Annotated in this window: 12 protein-coding genes; 5 read left to right on the top strand and 7 right to left on the bottom strand. The window is 67.7% G+C overall.

The annotated features are described in order from the left end of the window. Nucleotides 1–25: 25 nt before the first annotated feature. Nucleotides 26–2,920, bottom strand: a complete 2,895-nt coding sequence (locus CXY91_RS07275) for a right-handed parallel beta-helix repeat-containing protein (RefSeq protein WP_158673300.1) — start codon at nucleotides 2,918–2,920, stop codon at nucleotides 26–28. 222 nt (nucleotides 2,921–3,142) lie between these two features. Between CXY91_RS07275 and CXY91_RS07280 the strand changes: the two genes are divergently transcribed. Both CXY91_RS07280 and CXY91_RS07285 read left to right on the top strand, forming a co-directional pair. Beyond that, the gene (locus CXY91_RS07280; protein ID WP_158673301.1) at nucleotides 3,143–4,543 is read left to right on the top strand and encodes a lipopolysaccharide biosynthesis protein; all 1,401 of its coding nucleotides are present in this window, start codon (nucleotides 3,143–3,145) and stop codon (nucleotides 4,541–4,543) included. After that, entirely contained in the window at nucleotides 4,540–5,238 is a 699-nt protein-coding gene (locus CXY91_RS07285; protein ID WP_100960021.1) for a 4'-phosphopantetheinyl transferase family protein, read from the top strand. The genes CXY91_RS07280 and CXY91_RS07285 overlap by 4 nt, the downstream gene beginning before the upstream one ends. A gap of 25 nt (nucleotides 5,239–5,263) precedes the next feature. Here the strand turns inward: CXY91_RS07285 and CXY91_RS07290 are convergent, their stop codons facing one another. From CXY91_RS07290 to CXY91_RS07315, 6 genes are all read right to left on the bottom strand, one after another. Continuing rightward, nucleotides 5,264–7,519: a condensation domain-containing protein gene (locus CXY91_RS07290; protein ID WP_100960023.1), complete on the bottom strand. Its 2,256-nt coding sequence runs from the start codon at nucleotides 7,517–7,519 to the stop codon at nucleotides 5,264–5,266. A gap of 6 nt (nucleotides 7,520–7,525) precedes the next feature. Further along, a complete protein-coding gene (locus CXY91_RS07295; protein ID WP_100960025.1) occupies nucleotides 7,526–15,490 on the bottom strand; it encodes a hybrid non-ribosomal peptide synthetase/type I polyketide synthase in 7,965 nt (2,654 codons plus the stop codon). Further along, complete coding sequence (locus tag CXY91_RS07300; protein ID WP_158673302.1) at nucleotides 15,483–17,489, bottom strand: amino acid adenylation domain-containing protein; 2,007 nt, start codon at nucleotides 17,487–17,489, stop codon at nucleotides 15,483–15,485. The genes CXY91_RS07295 and CXY91_RS07300 overlap by 8 nt, the downstream gene beginning before the upstream one ends. A 259-nt stretch (nucleotides 17,490–17,748) precedes the next feature. Next, nucleotides 17,749–18,618, bottom strand: a complete 870-nt coding sequence (locus tag CXY91_RS07305; RefSeq protein ID WP_100960035.1) for a methyltransferase, TIGR04325 family — start codon at nucleotides 18,616–18,618, stop codon at nucleotides 17,749–17,751. 3 nt (nucleotides 18,619–18,621) lie between these two features. Continuing rightward, nucleotides 18,622–19,056 carry a hypothetical protein gene (locus tag CXY91_RS07310; protein ID WP_100960037.1) on the bottom strand — a complete coding sequence of 145 codons (435 nt, stop codon included), beginning with the start codon at nucleotides 19,054–19,056 and terminating at the stop codon, nucleotides 18,622–18,624. A gap of 142 nt (nucleotides 19,057–19,198) precedes the next feature. After that, nucleotides 19,199–20,482 carry a polysaccharide biosynthesis/export family protein gene (locus CXY91_RS07315; RefSeq protein ID WP_158673303.1) on the bottom strand — a complete coding sequence of 428 codons (1,284 nt, stop codon included), beginning with the start codon at nucleotides 20,480–20,482 and terminating at the stop codon, nucleotides 19,199–19,201. Nucleotides 20,483–20,818: 336 nt separating this feature from the next. On the opposite strand from CXY91_RS07315, the gene CXY91_RS07320 reads away from it, so the two are divergent. From CXY91_RS07320 to CXY91_RS07330, 3 genes are all read left to right on the top strand, one after another. Further along, on the top strand, nucleotides 20,819–21,805 hold the full coding sequence (locus CXY91_RS07320) for a UDP-glucuronic acid decarboxylase family protein (protein WP_100960041.1): 987 nt from the start codon (nucleotides 20,819–20,821) through the stop codon (nucleotides 21,803–21,805). After that, nucleotides 21,805–22,599: a WecB/TagA/CpsF family glycosyltransferase gene (locus CXY91_RS07325; protein WP_100960043.1), complete on the top strand. Its 795-nt coding sequence runs from the start codon at nucleotides 21,805–21,807 to the stop codon at nucleotides 22,597–22,599. Before CXY91_RS07320 ends, CXY91_RS07325 begins: the two co-directional genes overlap by 1 nt. 106 nt (nucleotides 22,600–22,705) lie before the next feature. Next, a complete protein-coding gene (locus tag CXY91_RS07330) occupies nucleotides 22,706–23,716 on the top strand; it encodes an NAD-dependent epimerase/dehydratase family protein (protein WP_100960045.1) in 1,011 nt (336 codons plus the stop codon). Nucleotides 23,717–23,733: the final 17 nt, after the last annotated feature.

Genomic DNA, 23,733 nt, shown 5'->3' on the forward strand with positions numbered 1-23,733 from the left:
GGCAGCCTGGTCCGACGGCTGAGCGCTAGGGCTTCTGGACTAAGCCGTTCTGGGCAGGCGGCCCCTGGTCGGCCCGGATGATCCGGCCGTTCGCCTCCTGGCCGAGATCGCGGAAGCGTTCGTAGGAGACCGGCTCTCCGCCCCAGATGAAGAGCGGGGCATTGGTCGGTCCGCGCAGCACATAGGTGTTGCGGTCGAACCGGTTTCCGCCTGTTTCGATGATCCCGAAATTCGGATTGGAAGCGGGAGCGTCGCTTGCTCCGCCGGACAGGCCGGAGTTGCCGTCGTAGACGATTTCATTGTCGTACACGGCGTTGCGCGCCGTCAGATAGAACAGCTTCTTTTGGCCGTCCTTCAGCCTGGGCTGATCGAGCCGCTCACGACCCTGATCGACGATGACGATGCCGGTGCCGCCCGAAGCTACGGTGACCTTGTTGCCGTAGACGCTCACGCCTTCGGACGCGGCGATCTGGATGCCGGCGCCCCAGATCCAGGCGCTGCCCTGCTGGCCGCCGCGCCCGGTCCCGTTCAGGCGAACCGTATTGTTGCGGATGATGGCGTCGAAGCTGATCTCGTAGAAGATTCCGGCGTCCGAATTGCGCTCGACGAGATTGTTCTCGAACAGGACGTTGCGGCAATCGACATCGCACCAGAGCCCCGAGCCGTAATTGTCGTGCACATGGTTGCCGCGCAGCGTCAGGCGCTCGACCTTGCCGGCCTTGACGCCGCCGGCCTCCCAGGCAGCATCGAAGCCGTAGATGTTGTTCTCATAGATCTCATTGTCTTCGATCACGACATCGCTGCCGTTGGGCGAGATGCCGAGCTGGCCATTATGGTGCACCTTGTTGCGGCGGACCATGCTCCTCTCCCCGGTCGCGATCCCGGATCCGCTGTTGAAGCGGACCTCGTTGTCCTCGATCAGCCAGTCGGTGGCGCGGGGATGCTCGTCGCCGAAGATCGCACCCTGCTGGGCGGGGGTCGCGTATTTCTCGACGATCAGGCCTTTGACGGTGACACCGCGCGCGCCCCGGCTGTTGAACGCATAGAGCAGGCGCGCGCGCTCCAGCGTTCGGCCGCGCGGATCGTCCGCGAGATAGCTCAGCCCCGTTGCGGCATCGGAATAGACGCGGCCCGGCTGCAGCTCGGCACGGTCGGAAACCGGCTCCAGCGGTTGGCCATCGAGAAAGAAACGTCGCGGATCGTTGCAGCGGGCGCGATTGGGCAGGCAGGAGCCGAACCGCTTGGTCCCGAACTGCGGCATGGCGGTCACCCAGACGGTGTCCTTCGGGCTGATGTCGGTGATCAGCTCGGCGCCGTTCAGAATGGCGCCGGGCTGACCGATGAAGGTTTGTCGATCTTTTGGCGCGACCAACTGGTCTCGATGAACGCCGGCTGCGATGCAGAAAGTGGCGCCCGGCGCGGCCTTGTCGACAAACGCCTGGATGGAGGCGCCCACCGGCACCAGGATCGAGCCGGATGGGCAATGCGCATTTTCGGCAGCGTCGGAGCGCGAGCTGCCCAGCAATGTCATCGCTCCGAGAAGAGCTGCGCCGGCGATGTGCGCGCCGCCGCGTGCAGCGCGACCGAAGCGGACCGGCGGCGCGACGATGTGCCAGGCCCGGTAGACCATCAGCGAGCCGAAGCCGATCCCGAACAGGATCCAGAATGGAATGCCGAGCATCGGTCCCTCGAGCGCGACGTCAAAGGAGGCGTCGATGACGATCGAGGCGAGGTAGCAGACCAGGAAGACGAAATAGCGCGCCCAGTCGAGGTCGCCGCGCCGCCAGGCGAGATGGGCGGCCCGCAGCAGCGCGATCGTCCAGCTGCCGATGGCCAGGAGCCAGAGGGCGAGACCGGGCACGCCGCCGCGCGCGAGATAGGTCATGTGTACGCTGTGAGGGCTGCGCACGATGGGTCCGCCGCGTTCGAGGCCGACGACGAAGCCGTCCGCCTCCGCCAGATTCACGCCGAAGCCCTTGCCGGTCCAGAAGTAGGGGCCGTGGATGGTGTAGTTGCGAATGGCTTGCCACCAGCTCAGCCGCCATTGCTTGGTCCCGTCGAGATTATTGGCGTCGCTCGATCCGGCGACGCTGGCGAGGTTCTCGACCACGGCGGCCGCGCTGATCGGCCGCTCGCCTCGCGGCAGGGCGAGCTCGAAATCGGCGGCGTAGGCCACCATCATGACGAGTGTGAGGGCCATGGTGATGCTGGCGAGGCGACCGATCTGGCCGGTTAGGACCATGCACAAAAGCAGGGGAAGCAGCAGGGCCAGCATGCCGCCGCGGCTCTGGCTGGCCACGAGCAGGGCCGCGCCGAGCGCGGCGACGAGCCAGGTCCGGCTGACCCTGCACAGGCCGACCAGGACGAGAACGAGCGCGCCGCACAGATGCGCGGCGAGTTCGCCGGAGCGCACCGAGATGATCTCGATATTCTGGCCCGGCAGCTTCGGGATATAGGCATTGAAGAAGCGCGCGATCAGATAGAACACGATCGCGATCGGGATGAGCACGCGGGCATGGACGCGAAAATAGCCCATGATCTGCGCGATGCGGATCGGACGCTCCACGATCAGCGCCGCGACGATGAAGGCGAAACCGCCATAGAGCGCGACCGCGCCGTCCCGCAACGCGTCGACCCCGTAGGAACCGATGCCTTGCAGCGTCCGCAGCAGGACCCAGCCCATCAGCAGGGCGGCGCTGAGCGCCGGCACGGTGGTCAGCAGCGCCGCGGTGCAACCCGAGGCGAGGAAGGCGAGCAGGCCGAGCGCGAACAGCATCTCACCGACGAAGAGCGGCGGCAGGCCGAGATAGGCGAAGCTCTTGCCGAAGACGACATAGCCGGCAAAGCCGAGCGCCAGGATCGGCAGGTAGCGGTCGGTCGCCCGCCGGTCAATTGCGGCGCTGGCCGGTGCTCGTGGCATTCCCTTCACGGTCGACCCTTGCTCTGCGCGGCGGCTGCCGTCCCGGGAGCAGCGTAACTCCGGGCCGGGCTGAAGCAGGCTGGGCATCCGAGGTAGCCAGGCCGGCGAGACAACTGGCCAACCTTCCTTCTGGGCAGTCCCTATGCCCAGCGCCGTCAGGACGAGGGCGACGCTAGACTTGGCCCGAGAAGATGCGGCCGGACAATGGCCGGCGGGGGCTCGATGACGTTCAGCGCAGGCAAGATGGGTGGGCATTTCGGCCGGGCGCGACGCGAGCCGGCCAGTGTCGCCTCAGATCAGCGCAGCCCGGGCAAGGTATCCGAGGGCAAATGGGCACGCCTGCGGGCAATGCGCGATCCGGCGTTGTCCTTTACCGACCAGGCGTTGTCGAGCGCCTGCAACTTCCTGACGACCATCCTGCTCGCCCGGGCGCTCGGTCTCGAAGCCTTCGGCGTCTACACGATGGTCTGGCTCGCGCTCTATCTCGCGATGAGTCTTCAGCTCGGCCTCATCGTCAGCCCGATGATGAGTATCGGCACCAAAGAGCATGGGGCTGAGGCCGAGGCCTACTACACCGTGGTCTTCCTGCATCAGGCCGGTTACGTCGTCGTCGCGACCGCCGCGATCTTCGCCGCCCTGATCCTCGCGGCAGGCGCGGACTCAGGCCTGGCCGGTGCTGCGCTGCCGGGCGCTATGGCCGCAGCCTCCTATCTGACGCAGGATTTCCTGCGCCGGTATCTGTTCGCCCGCCGGAGGCCCGCCGGAATCCTGCTGATCGACGCGATCAACCAGCTCCTCAAGATCGGTGCGCTCGCAGCCCTCTGGCAGGCGGGGATGATCAGCGTCGCGAATGCGCTATGGGCCGTCGCCGGTGCCGCCACCGTGTCGACGCTGTGCGGACTGAGCATGTCGGGACCGCTGCTGTGGCGCCGGGAGATTCTGATCAGCGTGACCGCGCGGCAATGGCGCTCGGCGCGCTGGCTGGTCCTGACCGGCTCGGTGCAATGGGTGCTGAGCTATAGCGGGCTCCTGGTGACGGCCGGCCTGTTCGGACCGAAGGTGCTCGGCGCGCTCCGGGCGGCGCAGAGCCTGCTCGCCGTACTCAACGTGGTGCGTGAGGCGCTGGAGAACATCGTGCCGCCGATGGCCGGGAAGGCCTTTGCCGAGGGGGGCATGCAAGCTCTCCATCGCACCCTCGGTCGCGCGATGCTGTTCGCCGGGCTGACCGGGGGCGCGACGGTTCTCGGTCTCGGCCTGTTCGGCCCTTGGTTGCTGCACCAGCTCTATGGCGGCGAGATCCTCGAATTCGACTGGGTGATCATCTGGTACGCCTTCACCTTCCCTATGGCGCTGACGAGCCTGGTCCTCGGCTGCGCCTTCCGGGCGCTGGAGCGCACGCGGCCCGTCTTCATCGCATCGCTTGTCGGAGGCTGTTTCAGCTTGCTCGCGGTCTATCCGGCCGCGGCGACCTTCGGTGTGGCCGGGCTGATCGCGGTGACCCTCCTGTCGGAACTCGCCGCTCTCGTCGTACTGACGATGCTCGCTCTGCGGGTTCCGGGCCTGCTTGCCCGCCCGCCGGCCGGGCCGGTCGGCGGCCGCATCATGACGGCGTCCTCGCCATGATGCCGCTGCCGCCCTCCCAAGTGCATCTTTGGTGCTGCCGGGTCGATCTTCCTGCGATGGAGGCGGCTGAACGGCGCGGAATCCTCTCGGCTGAGGAGCGTGCGCGTGCCGACCGCTTCCACGACGCCAAGGCGCGGATCGCCTTCATCGTGGCGCGCAACTGGCTGCGGCGCGTCCTGGCGCTCTACGTTCCGATTCCGCCGCCCCGGCTCCGCTTCGGCGAAACGGCGTTCGGCAAGCCGTTCCTCGTGAACGAGTACAGCGGGCGCCCGATCGCGTTCAATCTCAGCCATTCCGGCGAGCTCGCGATCGTCGCGGTCGCCGAGGGCATGCCGGTCGGCGTCGATATCGAGCGGATCAGGCCGGTCTCGGCCGACCTGCTGGCGGGCTGTCTCGCGCCGCGGGAGTTCGCCATGCTCGCGGCCCTGACGCCTGAACTGCGCGAGGAATCCTTCATCCGCTGCTGGACGCGCAAGGAGGCCTGCCTGAAGGCGATCGGCGTCGGCCTCAACGGCTCGCCATCGAGCTTCGAGGTCTCGCTCGATCCGTTCAGGGCGCGGCTTCTGACGGTGGAATCCGACCCGGCGGAGGCCGATCTCTGGCAGCTCGCCGATCTGGAACCGGCACCCGGCTATTGCGGCACGCTGGCCGCGCGCCATCGCGGCTGGTCCCCGATCTGGATGGCCCGGCCCTGATCCTCGACGACTAAAGGCGCCGCGATCAGCCCCGGTTCCGCCCTGTGGCCTCGAGAATCCGTTCGGCCATGGTCCGCGATCCGGCTTCGGAGAAGGCGCCTTCATGGCCTTCGCCGTCGACCGAGAAGCAGGGTGTGCCCGGCGCAAGATGCCCCGCCCAGCCGAGGGTGGCATCCGGCGGCCAGCCGGCCGGGATCGCCCCGCTCCGGAAAACCAGGACGCGCCCGTTATAGTTCGGCAACGCATAGCGCTGGACCAGCGCCTCGAGCTCGTCGGTCGTCCGCCAGAAATCGGCCTCGTCGGCTGCTTCCTCGGCCGGGCGCCAGAAGATCAGTCGCTTCGCCTGCCTGACGGCGGCGGTCGATTGCAGCCAGAACGACATGCGCGTCACGAAGCTGCGTGGCCCGCCCTGCCAGAAGCGCCGCGCGAAGCGGCCGGCACGCTTCAGCCGGAACCAAAGGCGTGCGCCATAGGGCTGCCGCAGGAAGTAGCCGGGTGCCCAGCAGTCGATCAGCATGACCAGATCGACCTGCCTGCCGCTCGCTACCAACTGCTTCGCGACCTCGACGGTGATCACGCCGGAGCGGCAGAAGCCCGCAAGCCGATAGCGGCCATTCGGCTCCGTCGCGATGATCGCTTCGCAATAGGCGGCGGCGAGTTGTTCGATCGAGCTCGGCGCTGCGCCGTTCACCAGCGGGTCAAGCAATTGCAGCGCGACGAAAGGCTGGTCAGGCCCGAGTTCCTGCGCCAGCGGCCGATACAGGCGGAGATTATGCGCGGTGTGGTTGAGCGCGAACAAGGTCGGCTGCGTGCCGCTCTTTTGCAACCAGGTCCGGCGCAGGCCCGTCACGTCGATCACCGGCGGCAAGGCCGGCGTCGCCGGCAGCCAGAGTGGCGATGCGATCGGCAGGGAGGTCGGCGCCGGATGCGGCAGCTTCGCGGCCGGGTTGGCGACGAGCGCCTCTGCCAGGATCTCGAACTGCGCCGCCAGCTCGCTGGCAGTCGCCTCGTCATAGAGGTCGAGATGATACTCGCAGGTCAGGCGCCAGCCTTCCTCGCGCTCGACCAGGATGAAGTTGAGGTCATAGAGCGCGCCCGGCAAAGGCGATGGAATCCCCGACAGCTGGAAACTGTCGTTGGCGAGCTCGCCGATGAAGGCGCGCTGGACGATGAAGTTGATCGAGATCGGCGGCCGGCCGGCGTCGCCATGGCTTGGCAGCAGTTCGGTGAGCCTGTCGAACGGCCATTGATGATGATCGACCGCGTCCTCGAAGGTCTCACGCGCCGCTTGGCACAGGTCGAGGAAGCTCTGATCCCCGGAGACCTTGGTCCGCAGTACGAGCGTGTTGACGAAAGGACCGACGATCGCTTCCAGCTCGATGTCGTCCCGGTTCGCCATCTGCGTGCTCAGCACGAGGTCGGACGCGCCGGTGCGTTGCCGAAGCAGGGTCAGGAGAACGGCGTAAGCGACTGAAAAGAAAGTCGTGCCCTCCTTCCGCGCCAGATCGGCGAGGCCCGTGGTTAGGGGGCGGGGAAGCAGCCGCGACAGCGAGGCGGCGTGCGTGCTCCGCGTCGCCGGCCGCGGACGATCGCCCGGCACCTCGACGGTAGGCAGATCGGCGAGCTTGCCTTGCCAATAGGCTTCCTCGCGTGCCAGCGCACCGCCTTCCATGCTGTCCTGGCTGCCTTCGGCGAAGTCGGAGTATTGCAGGGGAAGCTCTGAGAGGACCGGCTCGCGGCCGCGGCCGAGCGCCTGATAGGCCGCGACGAAATCCTTGGCGATGAGGCCCATCGACCAGCCGTCGCTGACGATGTGATGGGCGACGACCAGGATCACCGCTTCGGCGCGGCTCTTGCGCAGCAGCGTCGCCCGCAGCAACGGGGCTTCGCCGAGATCGAAGCGCGTGCAGGCTTCGCTCTGGGCGATGCGGTCGGCCTCCCGGGCCCGGCCTGCCTCCGGCAGGCCGGAGAGATCGATCTCCGGCAGCTTGAAAGGAACATGCTCGGCAATTGCCTGGACGGGCCGGCCATCCTCCAGCCGGATCGCCGTTCGCAGGGATTCATGGCGATCGAGGATCGCCTGGAACGCATCCTGCGCCAGCGACGCGTCCAGATGCCCGCGGATCCGCCATTTCACGGCGATGTTGAGCGCTGGTGTGCCCGGATCCCTGGCGTCGATCTCCCAATAGCGCTGCTGCGCTGACGAGCACCTGGCCGTCATCACGATGCGCTCCGGTTCGCGCAGTTGCGGCTCCGGTTCGCGGGTGAACTGATTTGCCATGATCGTTCACCCTCTCTCGCGCTGCGAGGCGGCGCTCGGCTCGTTCGGCTGCTGCGCGCCGTCGCGCGGGCGTCGCCATGGCCGCTTCCAGAACGTCGCGGCAGGCGCGGCGGCTTGGGCGGCGGGCTCATCGGGAAGCGCAGCTGCGACGGCGGCGATGGTCCGATTCCGGAAGAAATCCCGGGCCGCGACCTTGAGGCCTTCGCGGCGGGCACGGCTGGTGATCTGGAAGATGCTGAGGGAATCGGCGCCGAGATCGAAGAGGTCGTCGTGGACATCGATGTCCTCGCGCCGCAGCACCTCGCTCCAGATCCGGATCAGCGTCTCCTCCACTGGGGTTCGCGGCGCAGCCTTGTCTGCCGCCTTTTCGGTCTTGGGCGCAGCGCTCTGGGCATCCGGCGCCGGCAGCGCGGCACGGTCGAGCTTGCCGCTCGCGTTCAGCGGCAGGGCCGGCAGACCGATCCAGGCGGTCGGGACCATGTAGTCCGGCAGGTCCTGCGCCAGCGCCGCCCGCAATTCGGCCGGCGGCGGACTGTCCGTATCCATGACGTAGTAGCAGACCAGGCGCGGCTCGCCCGGGACGTCTTCGCGCAGGATCACCGCCGAGACGATGCCGGCCTTGCGGGCGAGGACAGCCTCGATCTCGCCGGGCTCGATGCGGAAGCCGCGCAGCTTGACCTGATGGTCGAGCCGCCCGAGATGCACGATACGGCCGTCGGGGAGATACTTGGCACGATCGCCGGTGCGGTAGGCCCTGGCGCTGGTGCCCGGATCGACCGGGTTGGCGATGAAGCTCCTGGCGGTGAGCTTGGGATTGTTGGCATAGCCGCGCGCCAGGCCTGCGCCGGCGATCAACAGTTCGCCGGGGATGCCGACGCCGACGGGCTCGTTGTTGCCGTCGACGATGTAGAACTGCGTATTGGCGATCGGCAGGCCGATGGTGACAACCTCGTCCTCCGGCTGGATGCGGGCGACCGAGGACCAGATCGTCGTCTCGGTGGGCCCGTACATGTTCCAGAGCTCGCCGCCGCCTTCGAGCAGCTTGCGTGCGAGGTCGAGCGGCAGCGCTTCGCCGCCGCAGAGCATGCGGAATCCCGGCCGTGAGCGGAAGCCGGCTTCGAGCAGCAGGCGCCAGGTCATCGGCGTCGCCTGCAGCACGTTGGCGCCGCTCTGCTGCAGCCGCGCCAGCAATTCGGCGCCGTCCTTGGCTTCATCCGCGGTCGCGATCGCGACGCGGCCGCCCTGGATCAATGGCAGCAGCAATTCCAGCGCGGCGATGTCGAAGGTCACCGTGGTCACGGCGAGCATCGTGTCCGAGCTGGAGAAACCGGGCTCGCGTGCCATGGCTAACAGCAGGTTCGACAGCCCGCCATGGCTGACCTCGACGCCCTTCGGCGCGCCGGTCGAGCCGGAGGTGTAGATCACATAGGCGAGCTGATCGGGGCCGATCGCCGCCGTCCGGATCCCGGCGAGATTCGCTGTGGTCTGGTCGACATCGATCAGCATGAGGTGCTCGTCTGCCTCGACGAGGGTCGGATCTGACGGTCCCGCGGTCAGGAGCGCGACCGCCTCGGAATCCCGCAGAATCCGCTGGATGCGCGCCTTCGGCATGACGGGATCGAGCGGCACATAGGGGAAGCCGGCCTTGAGCGCGCCGAGCATGCCGGCGACCAGCGCCGGCGAGCGCTTGATCAGGAGGCCGACGCGACTCTCGGGAGTGTCGACGCGCGCCGTCAGCTCCGCCGCGATCCGGTCCGCCCAGGCGTTCAGCGCGGCATAGGAAATCTGCTGGTCGCCGCATGACACGGCGATCGCCTCGGGCTGCTGCTGGACCTTGCGTTCGAAGGCCTGGATCGTGCCGTCGTCGCTCTGGAGCGTGACCTGGGTGGCGTTGATGTCGGAGACGAGGCGCTGGCGCTCGTCGCCCTCGATCAGCGGCATCGCCGCGATGATCATGTCGGGATTGGCGACGAAGGCGGCGAGCAGCGTACGGTAATGGCCGAGCCAGCGGTCGATCGTCGCCGCGTCGAAGAGATCGGCGCCATAGCAGCAATCGATGCGTAGGCCATCATCGGATTCGCCGATGTTGAAATAGAGATCGAAGGTGGAGAAGGCCTTGGGGTTCGGCTCGGCGCTGGCTTTGATCGCAGGACCGAAGTCGAGATTGCCGGCGAGCCGCTCGAGATTGAACTGCACTTCGACCAGCGGCAATCGCCCGGAGACCGGCGGGACGCGCAGCCGCTTCAACAGGGCGCCGAGCGTGAAGCTCTGATGGTCGTAGGCGTCGAGGACGAGGCGTCCGACCTTGTCGAGATGGGCGCTGAACGGCTCGGCCGGATCGATTCCGCCGCGGATCGGCAGGAAATTGACGCAATGGCCGACGGGCGAGGGGCCTTCGAGCTGCGATTGTCCGGCGGCAGGTACGCCGATGACGAGGTCGCGCTGGCCCGAGAGCCGCAGCAGCAGCACCTGGAAGCCGGCGAAGAGCGTGGCGAAGAGAGTCCGCCGGCGCTTTGCACCCGCCGCCTTCACCTGGCGATAGAGCTCGGCCTCGATGAAGCTCGTGCGCGTGCCGCCATTGAAGCTGCGCGGCGCCTGCCGCGGCCGGTCCGTCGGCAATTCCAGCGGCGCGGGAAGTTCCGCGAACATCTTGGCCCAGTAGGCCGCTGCTTCCTCCGTGCGCGGGTCCTCGCGGGCTGCTGTTGCATAGTCCGCGAAGGGCATCGCTTCCGGCAGTGCGTCGATGTTTGAGCGATAGGCCGTTGCGATCTCGTCGAGCAGGATATTGGTCGACCAGCCGTCGCAGACGATGTGATGCGCCGACAGGATCAGCACATGCTTCCGCTCGCCGAGCCGGATGATTTCGGCTTCGGCCACTGGCCCTTGCACGAGATCGTAGGGGCGGCTGGCATAGGCTTCGATCCTGGCCTGCAGCGTGGCCTGCGGGTCGCACTCGCCGCGCAGGTCGCTGATCGCGACAGGGAACGTTCCAGAGGACGAGACCTGCATCGTCTCGCCATCGGGCGAGAAGCGCGCATTGAGGATCGCGTGCCGGCCGGCGACCTGCCTGATCGTTTCGGCGAGGCGCAGCGCATCGACATCGCCGTCGAGCGTCAGGCTGACGGATTCGTTGAAGGCGGCGCTGGCCTCAGGGCCGGTCTGGTCCGACAGCCAGATCTCGGTCTGGGCTTCGGTCAGCGGAAGCTCGATCTCCGAAGGCGCAGCTGGCATGTCCGGCGGCAGGCTATCGGCTGTGGCTCCAGGCAGCATTCCGTCCCGGCGCATCAAAGCGAGGCTGTCTTCGAACGCAGCGATGATCGCCGCGATCTCGGCTTCGCCGTGCTGGGTCGTCAGGAAGCAGGGATAGTGCTCCTGGATGAAGATGCCGCGGGCGCGCAGATGATAGTGCAGCAGGCTGCCGAGCCGGTGATCGCGGCCGGGCTCGAAATAGGCGACACTGCCATAGCTCTCGATCGGCACGTCCCAGCCGACCTTGGCGAAGGCGCGCCGCAGCGCCTCGACGAGGCCCTGCATGCGCTGCGTAAGGGCGTCGCTCAGCGCCGGCCCCTTTTCCTTGATGTGCCGGAGCACCGCGACCGTCGCCGCCAGCGCCAGCGGATGCCTGACGAAGGTCCCGGCGAAGAAGGTGACGCCGACTTCGGGAACGCTGTCGTCGCCGAAGCGCCAGGCGCCGCCATCGAGCGCATCCATGAAGCGCGGGGTGCCTGCCAGCAGGCCGACCGGCAGGCCGCCGCCGACGACTTTGCCATAGGTCGCGAGGTCCGGCTTGATGCCGAGCAGGGCCTGCACGCCGGCCGGATGGACGCGGAAGCCGGTGACGACCTCGTCGAGGACCAGCGCGGTGCCGGCCTGCTCAGTGATGGCGCGCAGCTCCTTGAGGAACGCGACCGGGAGATGGCCCGGCCGGCGGCTCTGCACCGGCTCGACCAGGACGGCGGCGAGCTCATGCGCATGCTCGCGCAGCCAGGCGAGGCTCTCATCCGTGCCGTAGTCGAGGATGGTCATGCGTCCGACGGCCTCGGCCGGAATGCCGGGAGCCGCCGGCACCGAGCGGTGCTGCTCGCCGACGCCACGGACCAGCACTTCGTCGAACTGGCCGTGATAAGCGCCTGAGAATGCGACGATTCTGTTCCGGCCGGTGACGGTGCGGGCGACGCGCATCGCCGCCATCACCGCTTCCGAGCCGGTGTTGCAGAAGGCGACCCGGGCATGGCCGGTCAGTTCGCAGAACAGCGTCGAGGCCTCATGTGCCAGCGGCGATTGCGGCCCGATCGCGAAGCCGTCAGTCAGCTGCGCCTGGACCGCCTCGACGACGAAATCCGGCGCATGGCCGAAGGCGGTCTGGCCGTAGCCGTTGACGAGGTCGATATAGACGTTGCCGTCGACGTCCCAGATCCGGGCCCCTTTCGCCCGGGCGGAGACGATCGGATAGACCATTTCCTTCCAGTCGGCCGCGAAGCCGGAAACGGTGCGCGGATCGGCCAGGACCGGCCGGTGCTGGTCGGCGAGGCGCTTCGAGGTCGCGGTCTTGCCGACATAAAGCTTGGTCAGCCGGGCGATATGCGCCCGCTGGGCTTCGGTAAGCGTTTCGCTGCCGGTACGGATCAGGGGCTTGAACCGGGCAGTCGAGCCGGATGCGGCGCTTGCGGCCGGGGAAGCCGAGGCTGGCTTAGACGGCGCGGCCGCCGGCGGCTGCGGGGCGGGCGAGGGCTGCAAGGCCGGCGTTACGGCTGCGATGGCCGGCGCTGCGGGTTGCCCGCTCAGGGTCTGGAGCTGGCGCTCCATCAGGCGCGACATCACGTCGAGCTGCTCGCGCATCAGAGCGTCCAGGCCCGATGCGGCCGGCTGCGCGCTGGCGACCGCGGCTACGGGGGGGATGGGAGCCGACGCGATAGGCGCAGATGCGACCGGCGCCGCCGCCTGAACGATCGCAGCCGGCTTCGCCATTTCCTGCGGGCAAAGCTCGGCTATGTGGCGCGTGACGTCGTCGACGCTCGGGAGATCGTCGAGCAGCTGGCGGAAGCGGATCTGGACGCCGAAGGCCGTCTGCAGGCCCTGCGCGGCCTGCGTCAGCAGCAGCGAGTCGAAGCCGAGCTCGAGGAAGCTCGCGCCGGTCTCCTCCGCGCCGAAGGGTCGCCCCGACAAGTTCTCGAAGATCGCAGCGACCCGGCCGCCGAGCTCCGAACGGCCCAGGGGGATGTCGGTATCAGCATGGGGAGGCATGGCCGGTTCCTGCTCGGGTTGAGTGGGATGAGGTCGAACGGAAGCAGCCGCAGGCGCCGTCGTGGAGCTGGTAGCCAAGACAGCCGGCGCTTCGACCCAGTGCCGGCTGCGTTCGAACGGATAGGTCGGGAGCGAGACGCGCTTCGGCTTGCCTGCAGCCTGGTAGGCTGACCAGTCCGGCGCGATCCCGGCTGTCCATAGGCGCCCCAGAGCGGCTGCCAGCATGCCTTCGGCATCGCCCTGCGCATCGGGCAGGCAGGAGATGGCGGCCCGGCCCGCACCGGAACCTTGCAACGCGAAACTGGCCAGCGCTGCGCCGGGTCCCACTTCGAGCAGGATGGGCGAGAGGCCACGCGCCAGCGTCGCGATGCCGTCGGCAAAGCGCACGGGCTCGCGGGCGTGCCGCGCCCAATAAGACGGATCGGTGGTCTGTGCGGCGCTGACCCAATCGCCGGACACGCCGGAGATGTAAGGCAGCTTCGGCGCATTGAGGCTAACGGCCGCGACCGCCTCGGTGAACGGCGCGACCAGCGGGTCGATCATGGCCGAATGGAAGGCGTGCGAGGTCTGCAGGCGGCGATGCGTCACCTTGCGGTGCGCGAGCTCGGCCTCAAGCGCCTCGATCGCCTCGAACGGCCCGGCGAGCACGCCCATGCCGGGCGCGTTGACCGCCGCCACGCTGACGCCGTCCCGTGCGAGCGCCGCGATCTCGGCGTCGGGCAGGCGCACGGCCAGCATCGCGCCGCCGGGCAGCTCCTGCATCATCCGGCCGCGCCTGGCGACGAGCGAGAGGGCGTCTTCGAGCGAGAACACGCCGGCGAGGCAGGCGGCGGCGAACTCGCCGACGCTGTGGCCGATCATGGCGGAGGGCTGCAGCCCCCAGCTCATCAGCAGTTGCGCCAGCGCGTACTCCACCGTGAAGATCGCCGGCTGGGCGAGCAGCGTCGCCGAGAGCTTTTCCGGATCGCCGCCATTGCTCGGATAGAGCAGGCTGCGCAGGTCGAGCCCGAGCTCGGGCTTCAGCAGCTCGCAGCAGAGATCGACGGTCCGGCGGAAGACCGGCTCGCCGGCATAGAGCTCCCGCGCCATTTGCGGGAATTGCGAGCCCTGTCCGGGGAACATGAAGACGAGATCGCCGGCGCCGGTCACTGCGGCAGAGCGTTCGGTGTTCTGCTTGCGCAGAACAATGGCGGCCTCGGCGTGATCGCCAGCGACCACGGCGAGACGGTGCGGGAAGGGCCGTCGCCCCGCTTGCAAGGTGAAGGCGATGTCGGCGAGGCTCTGCTCTGGGTGCGCTTCGATATGCTCTGCCAGCTTGTCCCGCGCCTGCCCGAGCGCCGCGGCGCTGCGGGCCGTAAGCGTCAGCAGTTGGTTGCGGCGGGCTGGCGCCACGGTTTCGCCCGCGGGGGCCTGCTCCAGCACGAGATGGACATTGGTTCCGCCGAAGCCGAAGGCGCTGACGCCGGCCCGGCGTGGTCCGCGCTGTTCGGGCCATTCCTGCCTGTGGTCGGCGATGAAAAACGGGCTGTCGGGCAGCTCCAGCGCCGGATTCGGCTGCGTGACGTGCAGGCTCGCCGGCAGCACCCCGTTCTTCACCGCGAGCGAGGCCTTGATCAGCCCCGTCACACCCGCGGCGGCGTCGAGATGGCCGATATTGGACTTGATCGAGCCGAGCGCGCAGAATCCGCGATCCTCTGTCGTCAGCCGGAAGGCGGCGGTGAGACCGGCGACCTCGATCGGGTCGCCCATCGGCGTGCCGGTGCCGTGGCATTCGACATAGCCGATCGAGCGCGCATCGATATCGGCGGCGGCATGCGCCATTGCGATCGCCGCGGCCTGGCCGTCGACGCTCGGCGCGGTGAAGCCGACCTTGCCGGCGCCGTCATTGTTGACGCCGACGCCGCGAATGACGGCGTAGATCTGGTCGCGATCTGCAACCGCATCTTCCAGCCGCTTCAGCACGACGAGTCCGGCGCCGCTGCCGAAGATCGTGCCGCTGGCGCTGGCGTCGAAGGCACGGCAATGGCCGTCCGTCGAGACGATGCCACCCTCCTGGGCGAGATAGCCGCGCCGTTGCGGGAAGGTGATCGAGACGCCGCCGGCCAAGGCCATGTCGCAGCCATGGCAGAGGAGGTTCTGCACGGCCTGGGCGACGGCGAGCAGCGAGGTTGAGCAGGCGGACTGGACGGCGACGCAGGGGCCGGTGAGGCCGAGCTTGTAGCCGATCCGCGTCGCGGTGAAATCCGCAGCCGAGCCGACCAGCAGCGGCAGGTTGCCGATCTGGAAGCCCGAGGTGTAGTCGGCGATCGCCGAGCGGTCGTGCAGCAGGTTCTGCAGCAGATAGGTGCTGAAGGTGGCGCCGGCGAAGACGCCGATGCACTGGCCAGGCACTGCGGGGTCGTAGCCGGCATCCTCCAGGGCTTCCCAGGCGCATTCGAGCAGCAGGCGCTGCTGCGGATCGGTGAGCGCGGCCTCGCGCGGCATCATGCCGAAGAACGGTGCGTCGAACTGGTCGACGCCGTCGAGCACGGGCTTAGCCGCGACGAAGTTCGGGAGCGCGCGCGTCGCAGCGCCGAAGCCGTCCTCGAGCACGGCGGGATCGAACCTCGTGATCGACTCCACGCCATCAAGCAGGTTCTGCCAGAGCGTGCCGACATTCGGTGCGCCGGGGAAGCGGCCGGCCAGGCCGATGATCGCGATGGCGCGCTCGGGAAGGTAGTCAGTCATGCGAACCGCCTGTCGACGTGCTGTCGGCGGAGGATGTGGGCACGCCGCGCGAGCGCAGGCCGCGTTCGCGCGCCGCCGCCAGGCTGCCGAGCACGCTGGGCTTCTGTGGCGTCAGATGGCCGGCCAGCGCCCGCACATTCGGATAGCGGTAGAGATCGACCAGAGCGAACCAGGGCAGGTCCCGAACGAGGCGCCGGTGCAGTTCGGCGACGAGCAGGGAATTGCCGCCGAGATCGAAGAAATTGTCGTCGATGCCGACGATGTCGATCTGGAAGATGTCGGCGACGGCGTCGGCGAACCGCCGCTCCATGGCATTGCGGGGCGCAGCATAGGGCGCGGCTGTCTCCGGCCGGGCGCGGCCGGGCGCCGGCAGTGCGGCACGGTCGAGCTTGCCGTTCACGGTCAGGGGGATCTCGGGCACGAAGACGAAGGCCGCCGGCACCATATGCGCCGGCAGGGTCTCGCCGAGGCTGGCCTTCAGCGCTGCGGCCGAGGGGCGTTCCGTGCCATCGGCCACGAGATAGCCGACGAGCCGTTCGTTGCCGTCGTCGGATCGAAGCAGTACGGCGGCCTGCCCGATGCCGGAATGGCCCATCAGCGCTGTCTCGATCTCGCCCAGCTCGACGCGAAAACCGCGGATCTTCACCTGCTGGTCGGCCCGCCCCAGATACTCGTAGTCGTCCTCGTCGACCTGGCGGGCGAGGTCGCCCGAGCGGTAGAGCCGGGCGCCGGGCTCGTCCGGATGCGGCACGAAGCGCGCGGCGTTGAGTTCGGGCCGGTTCAGATAGCCACGCGCCAGCCCCGCGCCGGCGACGAAGATCTCGCCGATCTCGCCGCGCGGAACCGGGCGCATGGTCTCGCCGTCGAGCAGCAGCAGCTTGAGGTCCGGGATCGCCCGCCCGATCAGGCTCGACCGCTGTTCCGTATCCGTGGGGGAGAGCGGACGATAGGTGACGTGGACCGTCGTCTCCGTGATCCCGTACATGTTGACGAGATGGGCATGCTCGCCGCGGCGCTGGTACCAGCCGGCGAGGCGGCGCGGATCGAGCGCTTCGCCGCCGAAGATCACCAGCCGCAGTGAGAGCTGGTCGCGTCCGCCGCGGTCATGATCGGCGCGGTCGAGGGCAGCGAAAGCCGACGGTGTCTGGTTGAGCACCGTTACGCCCTCGTCGGCGAGCAGCCGCAAAAAAGCGGCGGGGTCCCGCGTCGTGCTCTCCGGCACGATCACGAGACGCCCGCCGTGAAGCAGCGCCCCCCAGATCTCCCAGACCGAGAAGTCGAACGAGACGGAGTGGAACAGGGTCCAGACATCGCCGGGCCGGAAGCCGAACCAGCCATCCGTCGCACTGAAGAGCCGTGTGACCGCCGCATGTTCGATGGCGACGCCCTTCGGCTTGCCGGTCGAGCCAGAGGTGTAGATCACATAGGCGAGATCGTTGGCCGCAGCCGCGCGCCGCGTCGGCGAAGGGGTCGCCTTGGAGCCTTCGGCCTGATGCGGATCGATCCGTTGCCGGCCGGGCGGCAGCCAGTCGGCGTGCTCGGAGGCGATTATCAGCGAGGCATTGGCATCCTCGACCATGAAGGCGAGGCGCTCGCCCGGATAGGCCGGGTCGAGCGGCAGATAGCCGGCACCGCTCTTCAGGATCGCGACCAGCGCGACGATGAGGTCGAGCGAACGCGGCAGGCAGAGCCCGACCATTGCGCCGGGGCCGGCGCCCAACATGGTCAGCTGCCCGGCCAGTTTTTCGGCGCGCGCATCGAGGTCGGCATAGGAGAGATGGGTCGCGCCGAATGACAAGGCGACGGCACGCGGCCGGGCCGCGACTTGCGCGGCAAAGAGATCGACCAGGGTCGCCGGCGCGGCTGGCGCGCTTTGTGGCGCTTCCTGCCGGGCGACTTGTGGGCGGGCGACTCCGGCGAGATCGGGAGCGGCGGACGCCCGGGGCCGGCTACGACGCGGGGCCTGGCGGGCAGCTTTCCTGTCGATGGTCTGTGTCATGCAGGGAAGGCTATGCGCCAAGCCCCCCCGACAACATTGGAGCAGGTGGAGTAACGCCATTCTCCCACGGGGTAGGGGCACGGGGCGGGGATGACGCATGCCAAACGCGCTCAGCCGGGCGAAGCATGCCCGAAAGGGCCGTGGATGCGGGGGCGTGGTGCGGGGACGTCAGGATCCTGGATCATCGCGCGTCCGAATGGACGCGATCACGATGATCTATCACTCTGTTATCACGTCGGATTTTTCCGAAAAGTGGATCTCACTTTTCGGTCGGATGCGGTAGCTGGAAGTAGAGCCCTGAATAGGTTTCGACATGGCATTCCGGATGGAAAGGCACATCGAGGCTGCGGGGCTTCTCCCAGGAATCCACGAGCTCATAGCCGAGCGCGAGCAGGCCATCGATGAAGCCGGTGCGCGCCGGAACGCTGTAGGGGCAGAACGAGACCTCGCCCGTTCGCGTGATCACCGACTGGATCGTCACGAATGAGTGTCGCGCGTGGAGCGGCGTGCGCTGGACGATCAGATGCCGGGGGCGCTTCGGCCAGGCCTTCAGCCGCTCGTGCAGATAGTTCTCCGGCAGGTATTGCAGCGAACCCGCCGCGAGCAGGATCTCCATGCCGCAGCCGTCGTCGACGCTGTTGGTGAAGCGCAGGCGTGGCGTGGGCTGTCGTGCGGCGATCGTCTGTCCTGCCCGGGTGATGTGCGGCAGGTCGAAGACGGTCCAGCGGAAGTCATCAGGAAAGTCGAGATACCGATCGTATTGGCGGAAGGCGTGCCCGACATAGCCGCCGAGATCGAGCAGCGTCCGGGCACCTTCGTCGAGCGCGCCGCGCAGCCAGAACAGCAAGGGGTACTCGGTCGCCGGCATCGGCTCGATTCCGCCGGCCATGGTGGTGTAGTGGTCGATGTCTGCCATAGCGTCATGATCGAAGCCGGACAGGCCCGTCGGCAAGGCGCGCTCGGCCGCCTCGAAGCTGGCAAACCTGCCGCTGTAGCCGCAGTGATAGCGACCGGCGCGAAAGCGAGCCTCGTAGAGCTTCCGGCGAAGCTGGGCGATGCCGGGCCAGTGCGCCGAGGCCGTGCGAACCGTCAGGCGCAGGCTCTGTTGCCATGTGGCGCTGGCGGACATCGCTCAGGCCTCGCCGGCGCGTTTCGCCTCGGGGCGAGGGCTCGGTTTCAGGAGCGGCGCCTTGCCGCGCGGCGAGACCTCGGCGGTGCCGGCCCGCTCGGGCCGCGGCGCGAAGCCCAGCAGCCTGGCGGCAGGCGTGGCGAAAAGCACGGCCAGGACGAGCAACAGCAGGGCGACGGTCGCCCGTAGGCGGGAAGGGGCCGGCGCGCTGTGCGAGGCGGGCGTGGAGGGGGGCGAGGATTGTGCCGCTTTGTTCGGATTTGGCGGGGGTGGGGCCCGCCGCGCGGGTGCACCGAACACGGCCTTGGTCAGCTCCGCGCCGCCTTCGTCGATAGCGAGCCAGTGCTTCGCGAAGGCGGAGTTCCGGACCGCCGGAAGCAGGGGGGCAGTGCGTGCGCTGCTGCCATCATCCCGGCTGTGCTTCTCCGAACTCGTCAAGACTGCCTCCGTCCTGGTCGGGAGAGGGCTTGCTCTCGCCCTCGCCTCGAGATCGCCCGATCATTGAACTGGATCGCGCTCGGCGTCGTCGACAGCTGCCCTTTCAGGCATGGCGGCGCGGCCGGCTCGAGCCGTGACGGGGTCATTGCTGGCTGGCGAGGCCGGTAAGCTGGCGTACCGGCGTCTTTGCCGCCTCCCCGGGAATGGAACTCTCCGCGGCGCGCGTCTTCGGGTTCACCTGGACGATATCGCCGGGTTGAAGGGTGGTTTCGAAATTCGCCTGGAGCGTCACCGGTGCGAGGCCGGCCTGCCGCGTGATCCGGATGTCCCAATCCGCTGCCGCGCCGGAGCCCTGGCTCGCCACCACCCGGCGGCGCCGGCTTTCGGCGATCTCGCGCGCGGTCGGCAGGCTGCGCTCGACCTCGAGAATCTTTTGCCGGGTGTCCTGCAGCTCGAGCACGACACGGCGCATATAGGTGGTGTCGAGCTCACGCAGCCGCAGCGTCAGCTCGCCGAGCGCCGTCTCGCTCTTGGCCAGCTCTGCCCGCAGGCGCGCCGCTTCGCCCTGCGTGCGGGCATAGTCGCGCTCGCGCTCGACCTGGACGGTGCGCAGGCCATGGCCGGTCGTCGCCAGCTTGTTGTATTCGGTCGACTGCTCGCGCGTCAGCTCGACCTGCCTCTCGACCAGTCGGGCTTGCTCGGTCAGGGCGGCCTTTTCGGACTGGAGCCGCGCGACCTGCTGGCTCAGCAAATCGCGCTCGCCCTCGCGGGCCCGCCGCTGGAAGTCGAGGATCTCCTGCTCGCCGGCCAGGATCTGGGCGCTGCCTGCGCTTCGTGCATCGGCCACGAGCTGCTTGACGCCGTCGCGCTCGGCTTCGAGGCGCTGGCGGCGTGCCGTCAGCGTCTGCAGCGAGGCGGTGAGCAGCTGCTCGCGCTCGTCGGCGAGCAGGAGCTCGGATTTGAGCACGGCGATCGACTCGTCACCGACCCGATAGCCGCCGGCCAATGCGACCGCCGCGAGGATGTTGAGCCCGTGCCGGAAGGGATAGGTTCCCGGCGAGCGTACCTCGCCCATGATGTAGACCGGCTTCAGCTCGGCGATCCGCAGGCTGACCACGGCATCCTTGAGGTAACCGTCCATGAGGCCGCTGCGGATCCGTGCTTCCGCCTCCATCGCCGTGAGGCCTGCGACCTTGATGCGCCCGGCGAGCGGCATGTTGACCGCGCCAGAGCCATCGAGGACGAAGTCGCCGGAAAGGTCCGTCTGGCCGAAGACCGAGATCGTGACCTTGTCGCCGATCGAGAGAGTCTCGGCCGCCTCGCGCTCGGCGGCCGAGACGGTCGCGACCAGGATGAGTGTCCAAGCCGCCAGCGCCAGGATGAGCAGCTGCAGCCGATGCCGTCCCGACGGGGCGGCGAGAGCCACGGCGCGCGAGGCATGATGAGATTTCCGGGGGTGGATTGACGTGTCCAAAGCCGGCTCCGACCGTCTTGCCCGCAGAGGGGCGATGCGATGCCGGCAGGATGTCAGGGCAGGGCCACTTTCCGCATTGGCATTCGGGCCAAGGCGTGTCGCTACCGGATTAACCCCATAGTCGAACGCGGCAGCCATCCTTGGGCGGGGGTGCCGTTCGCGTCGCCTGGGAGTAGCCCTTCCTTGTTGGCGCCGAGGCGCTCACCTCCCAAAAGCGTCCTTTGAGAAGGCGGCGCTTGCAGCAAAGCTTTTGGCTCCCTCCCGTGCACGATCCGGCGGAGCTCAGACATGCAGAAGCGTATCCTCGTCACTGGCGGCGCCGGCTTCGTTGGCTGCCACCTCTGTGAACGGCTGGTCGCCCAGGGGCACCAGGTCATCGCGGTCGACAACTACTATACCGGGCGCCGCGAGAACCTGACGGCGTTGCTCGGCCTGCCCAATTTCGAGGCGCTCAGGCACGATGTGACCTTCCCGCTCTATCTCGAGGTCGACGAGATCTACAATCTCGCCTGTCCGGCCTCGCCGGTGCATTACCAGCGCGACCCCGTGCAGACCACGAAGACCAGCGTCCTCGGCGCGATCAACATGCTCGGCATGGCCAAGCGGCTCGGCATCCCGATCCTGCAGGCATCGACCAGCGAGATCTACGGAGACCCGGACGTCCATCCGCAGGTCGAGGATTATCGCGGGCTCGTCAGCATCAGCGGGCCGCGCGCCTGCTACGATGAAGGCAAGCGCTGCGCCGAGACGCTGTTCTACGACTACAAGCGGCGCCATGGCGTCGAGATCCGCGTCGCCCGCATCTTCAACACCTACGGACCGCGGATGAATCTGGAGGATGGCCGCGTCGTCTCCAACTTCATCGTCCAGGCGCTGCGCAACGAGCCGATCACGCTCTATGGCGATGGCCGCCAGACCCGCGCCTTCTGCTTCGTCGACGACCTGGTCGAAGGCCTGATGCGGCTGATGAACGTGACCCAGCCTTTGGACAGCGCGGTCAATCTCGGCAATCCGGTCGAGACCTCCATGGCCGAGATCGCCGATCTGATCATCTCGCTGACCGGCTCGCGGTCGCCGATCGTGTTCAGGCCGCTGCCGCAGGACGACCCGCGCCAGCGCTGCCCCGACATCAGCAAGGCGCAGGAGCTGCTGCACTGGCGGCCCAAGGTGCCCCTGCAGGAGGGGCTGAAGCGGACGATCTCCTATTTCGAAGGCGTGCTGTCGAGGATGCAAGACCCCGTGCGCCGGGTCGAGGTCGCGAGGGCGAACTCGTGATGCAGGACGGCACGCTTCCCCGCGCCCGCATCATGGGCGTCAACGTCAGTGCCATTACCATGGCGGACGCCCTTGGCGCGGTCGAAGGCTGGATAGCCCGCAGAGATCGGAACTATGTCTGCATCACCGGCGTCCACGGCGTGATCGAGAGCCAGTCGGATCCCAGGCTCATGGCGATCCATGAGCGCGCGGGGATGGCAACGCCCGACGGCATGCCGCTGGTCTGGATGGCCCGCAAGCTCGGCCATGGCCGGACCGAACGGGTCTACGGCCCGGACCTGATGCTGCGGCTCACGGCGTTGTCGGCCGAGAAGGGCTATCGCCAGTACTATTTCGGCGGTGCGCCCGGCCTTGCCGAGCGCTTGCGCGAGCGTCTCGCCGCGCGCTTTCCCGGGCTCGCCGTCGTGGGCACCTTCTCGCCGCCCTTCCGGCCTTCCTCGGCGGAGGAGGACGAGGAGATCGTGCGCATGATCAACGCCGCCAAGCCGGACATCGTCTGGGTTGGGCTCAGTACGCCCAAGCAGGAATACTGGATGGCGGCGCACCTCGACCGGATCGAGGCGCCGGTCATGATCGGGGTTGGCGCGGCCTTCGATTTCCTCGCCGGCACCAAGCGCCAGGCCCCGGCCTGGATGCAGAAGGGCGGGCTCGAATGGCTGTTCCGGCTGCTCTCGGAACCGCGGCGGCTCTGGCGCCGCTACGGCAAGATCGTCCCGCAGTTCATGCTCGGCGCCAGTCTGCAACTGCTCCGGCAGAAGACCGTGCTCGCTGCTGCCTCGAAGAAGTCGACCTAACCCCAACAGATAACTAGTCCCAAAAGGGTTATAGTTCCGTTTAACCACCTGATTTAAAAAGATAAAAACGCTATCACTGAGTTCCATTCTTCAGTGGAGCGAAGTAATGTCCAAGAAATCTGTGCTGGTTACCGGTGCTGGCGGCTTTATCGGCTTCCATCTTGTCAATTACCTCAAGGATCGAGGCTATTGGGTTCGAGGGGTCGACATCAAGGACCCCGAGTATCAAGCCAGCGCGGCGGACGAGTTCCGCATCCTGGACCTGCGCGAGATGGACGATTGCCGCGAGGCGGTCCAGGGCATGGACGAGGTCTACAATCTCGCCGCCGACATGGGCGGTATCGGCTACATCTCCGGCGCGCACGCCTCGATCACCTTCAACAACACGATGATCAGCGCGCAGATGCTGAAGGCGGCCTACGATGCCAAGGTCCAGCGCTTCCTGTTCTCGTCTTCGGCCTGCGTCTATCCGCAATATCTCCAGGATGTGCCCTCGGTCGTGCCGCTGAAGGAGGATGATGCCTTCCCCGCAGATCCCGAACCAGGATACGGGCTGGAGAAGCTCTACACCGAGAAACTGTGCGAATACTTCACGCAGGACTACGGTTTCCAGACCCGATTGGTCCGCTTCCACAATGTCTACGGGCCGCTCGGCACCTGGGACGGCGGCAAGGAGAAGGCGCCGGCTGCCATCTGCCGCAAGGTCGCGATGGCGAAGTCGGGCGAGACGATCGAGGTCTGGGGCGACGGCAAGCAGACCCGCTCCTTCATGTACATCGACGACTGCGTCGAGGGCATCTACCGCATCATGCGCTCTGACTATTCCGGGCCGCTGAACCTCGGCACGGACGAGCTGGTCGATGTCAGCGGGCTGGTCGACATCATCGCCGGCATCTCCGGAAAGACGATCCATAAGCGCTTCAACACCAATCGTCCGCAAGGCGTGCGCGGTCGCAACAGCGACAACAACCGCCTGCGCGAGGTCCTCGGCTGGGAACCGTCGATCCATCTCAGCCAGGGGCTGATCCCGACCTATGCCTGGATCTCGGGCGAGGTGAAAGCGCGGGCCGAGCGCGAGGCCGGCATCGAGCACATTCCGACGATCGCGGCGCAATAGCGCCGCCTTTCCGCCTG

Source organism: Allobosea sp. FBZP-16, assembly GCF_002831785.1.
Classification (GTDB): domain Bacteria; phylum Pseudomonadota; class Alphaproteobacteria; order Rhizobiales; family Beijerinckiaceae; genus Allobosea; species Allobosea lupini.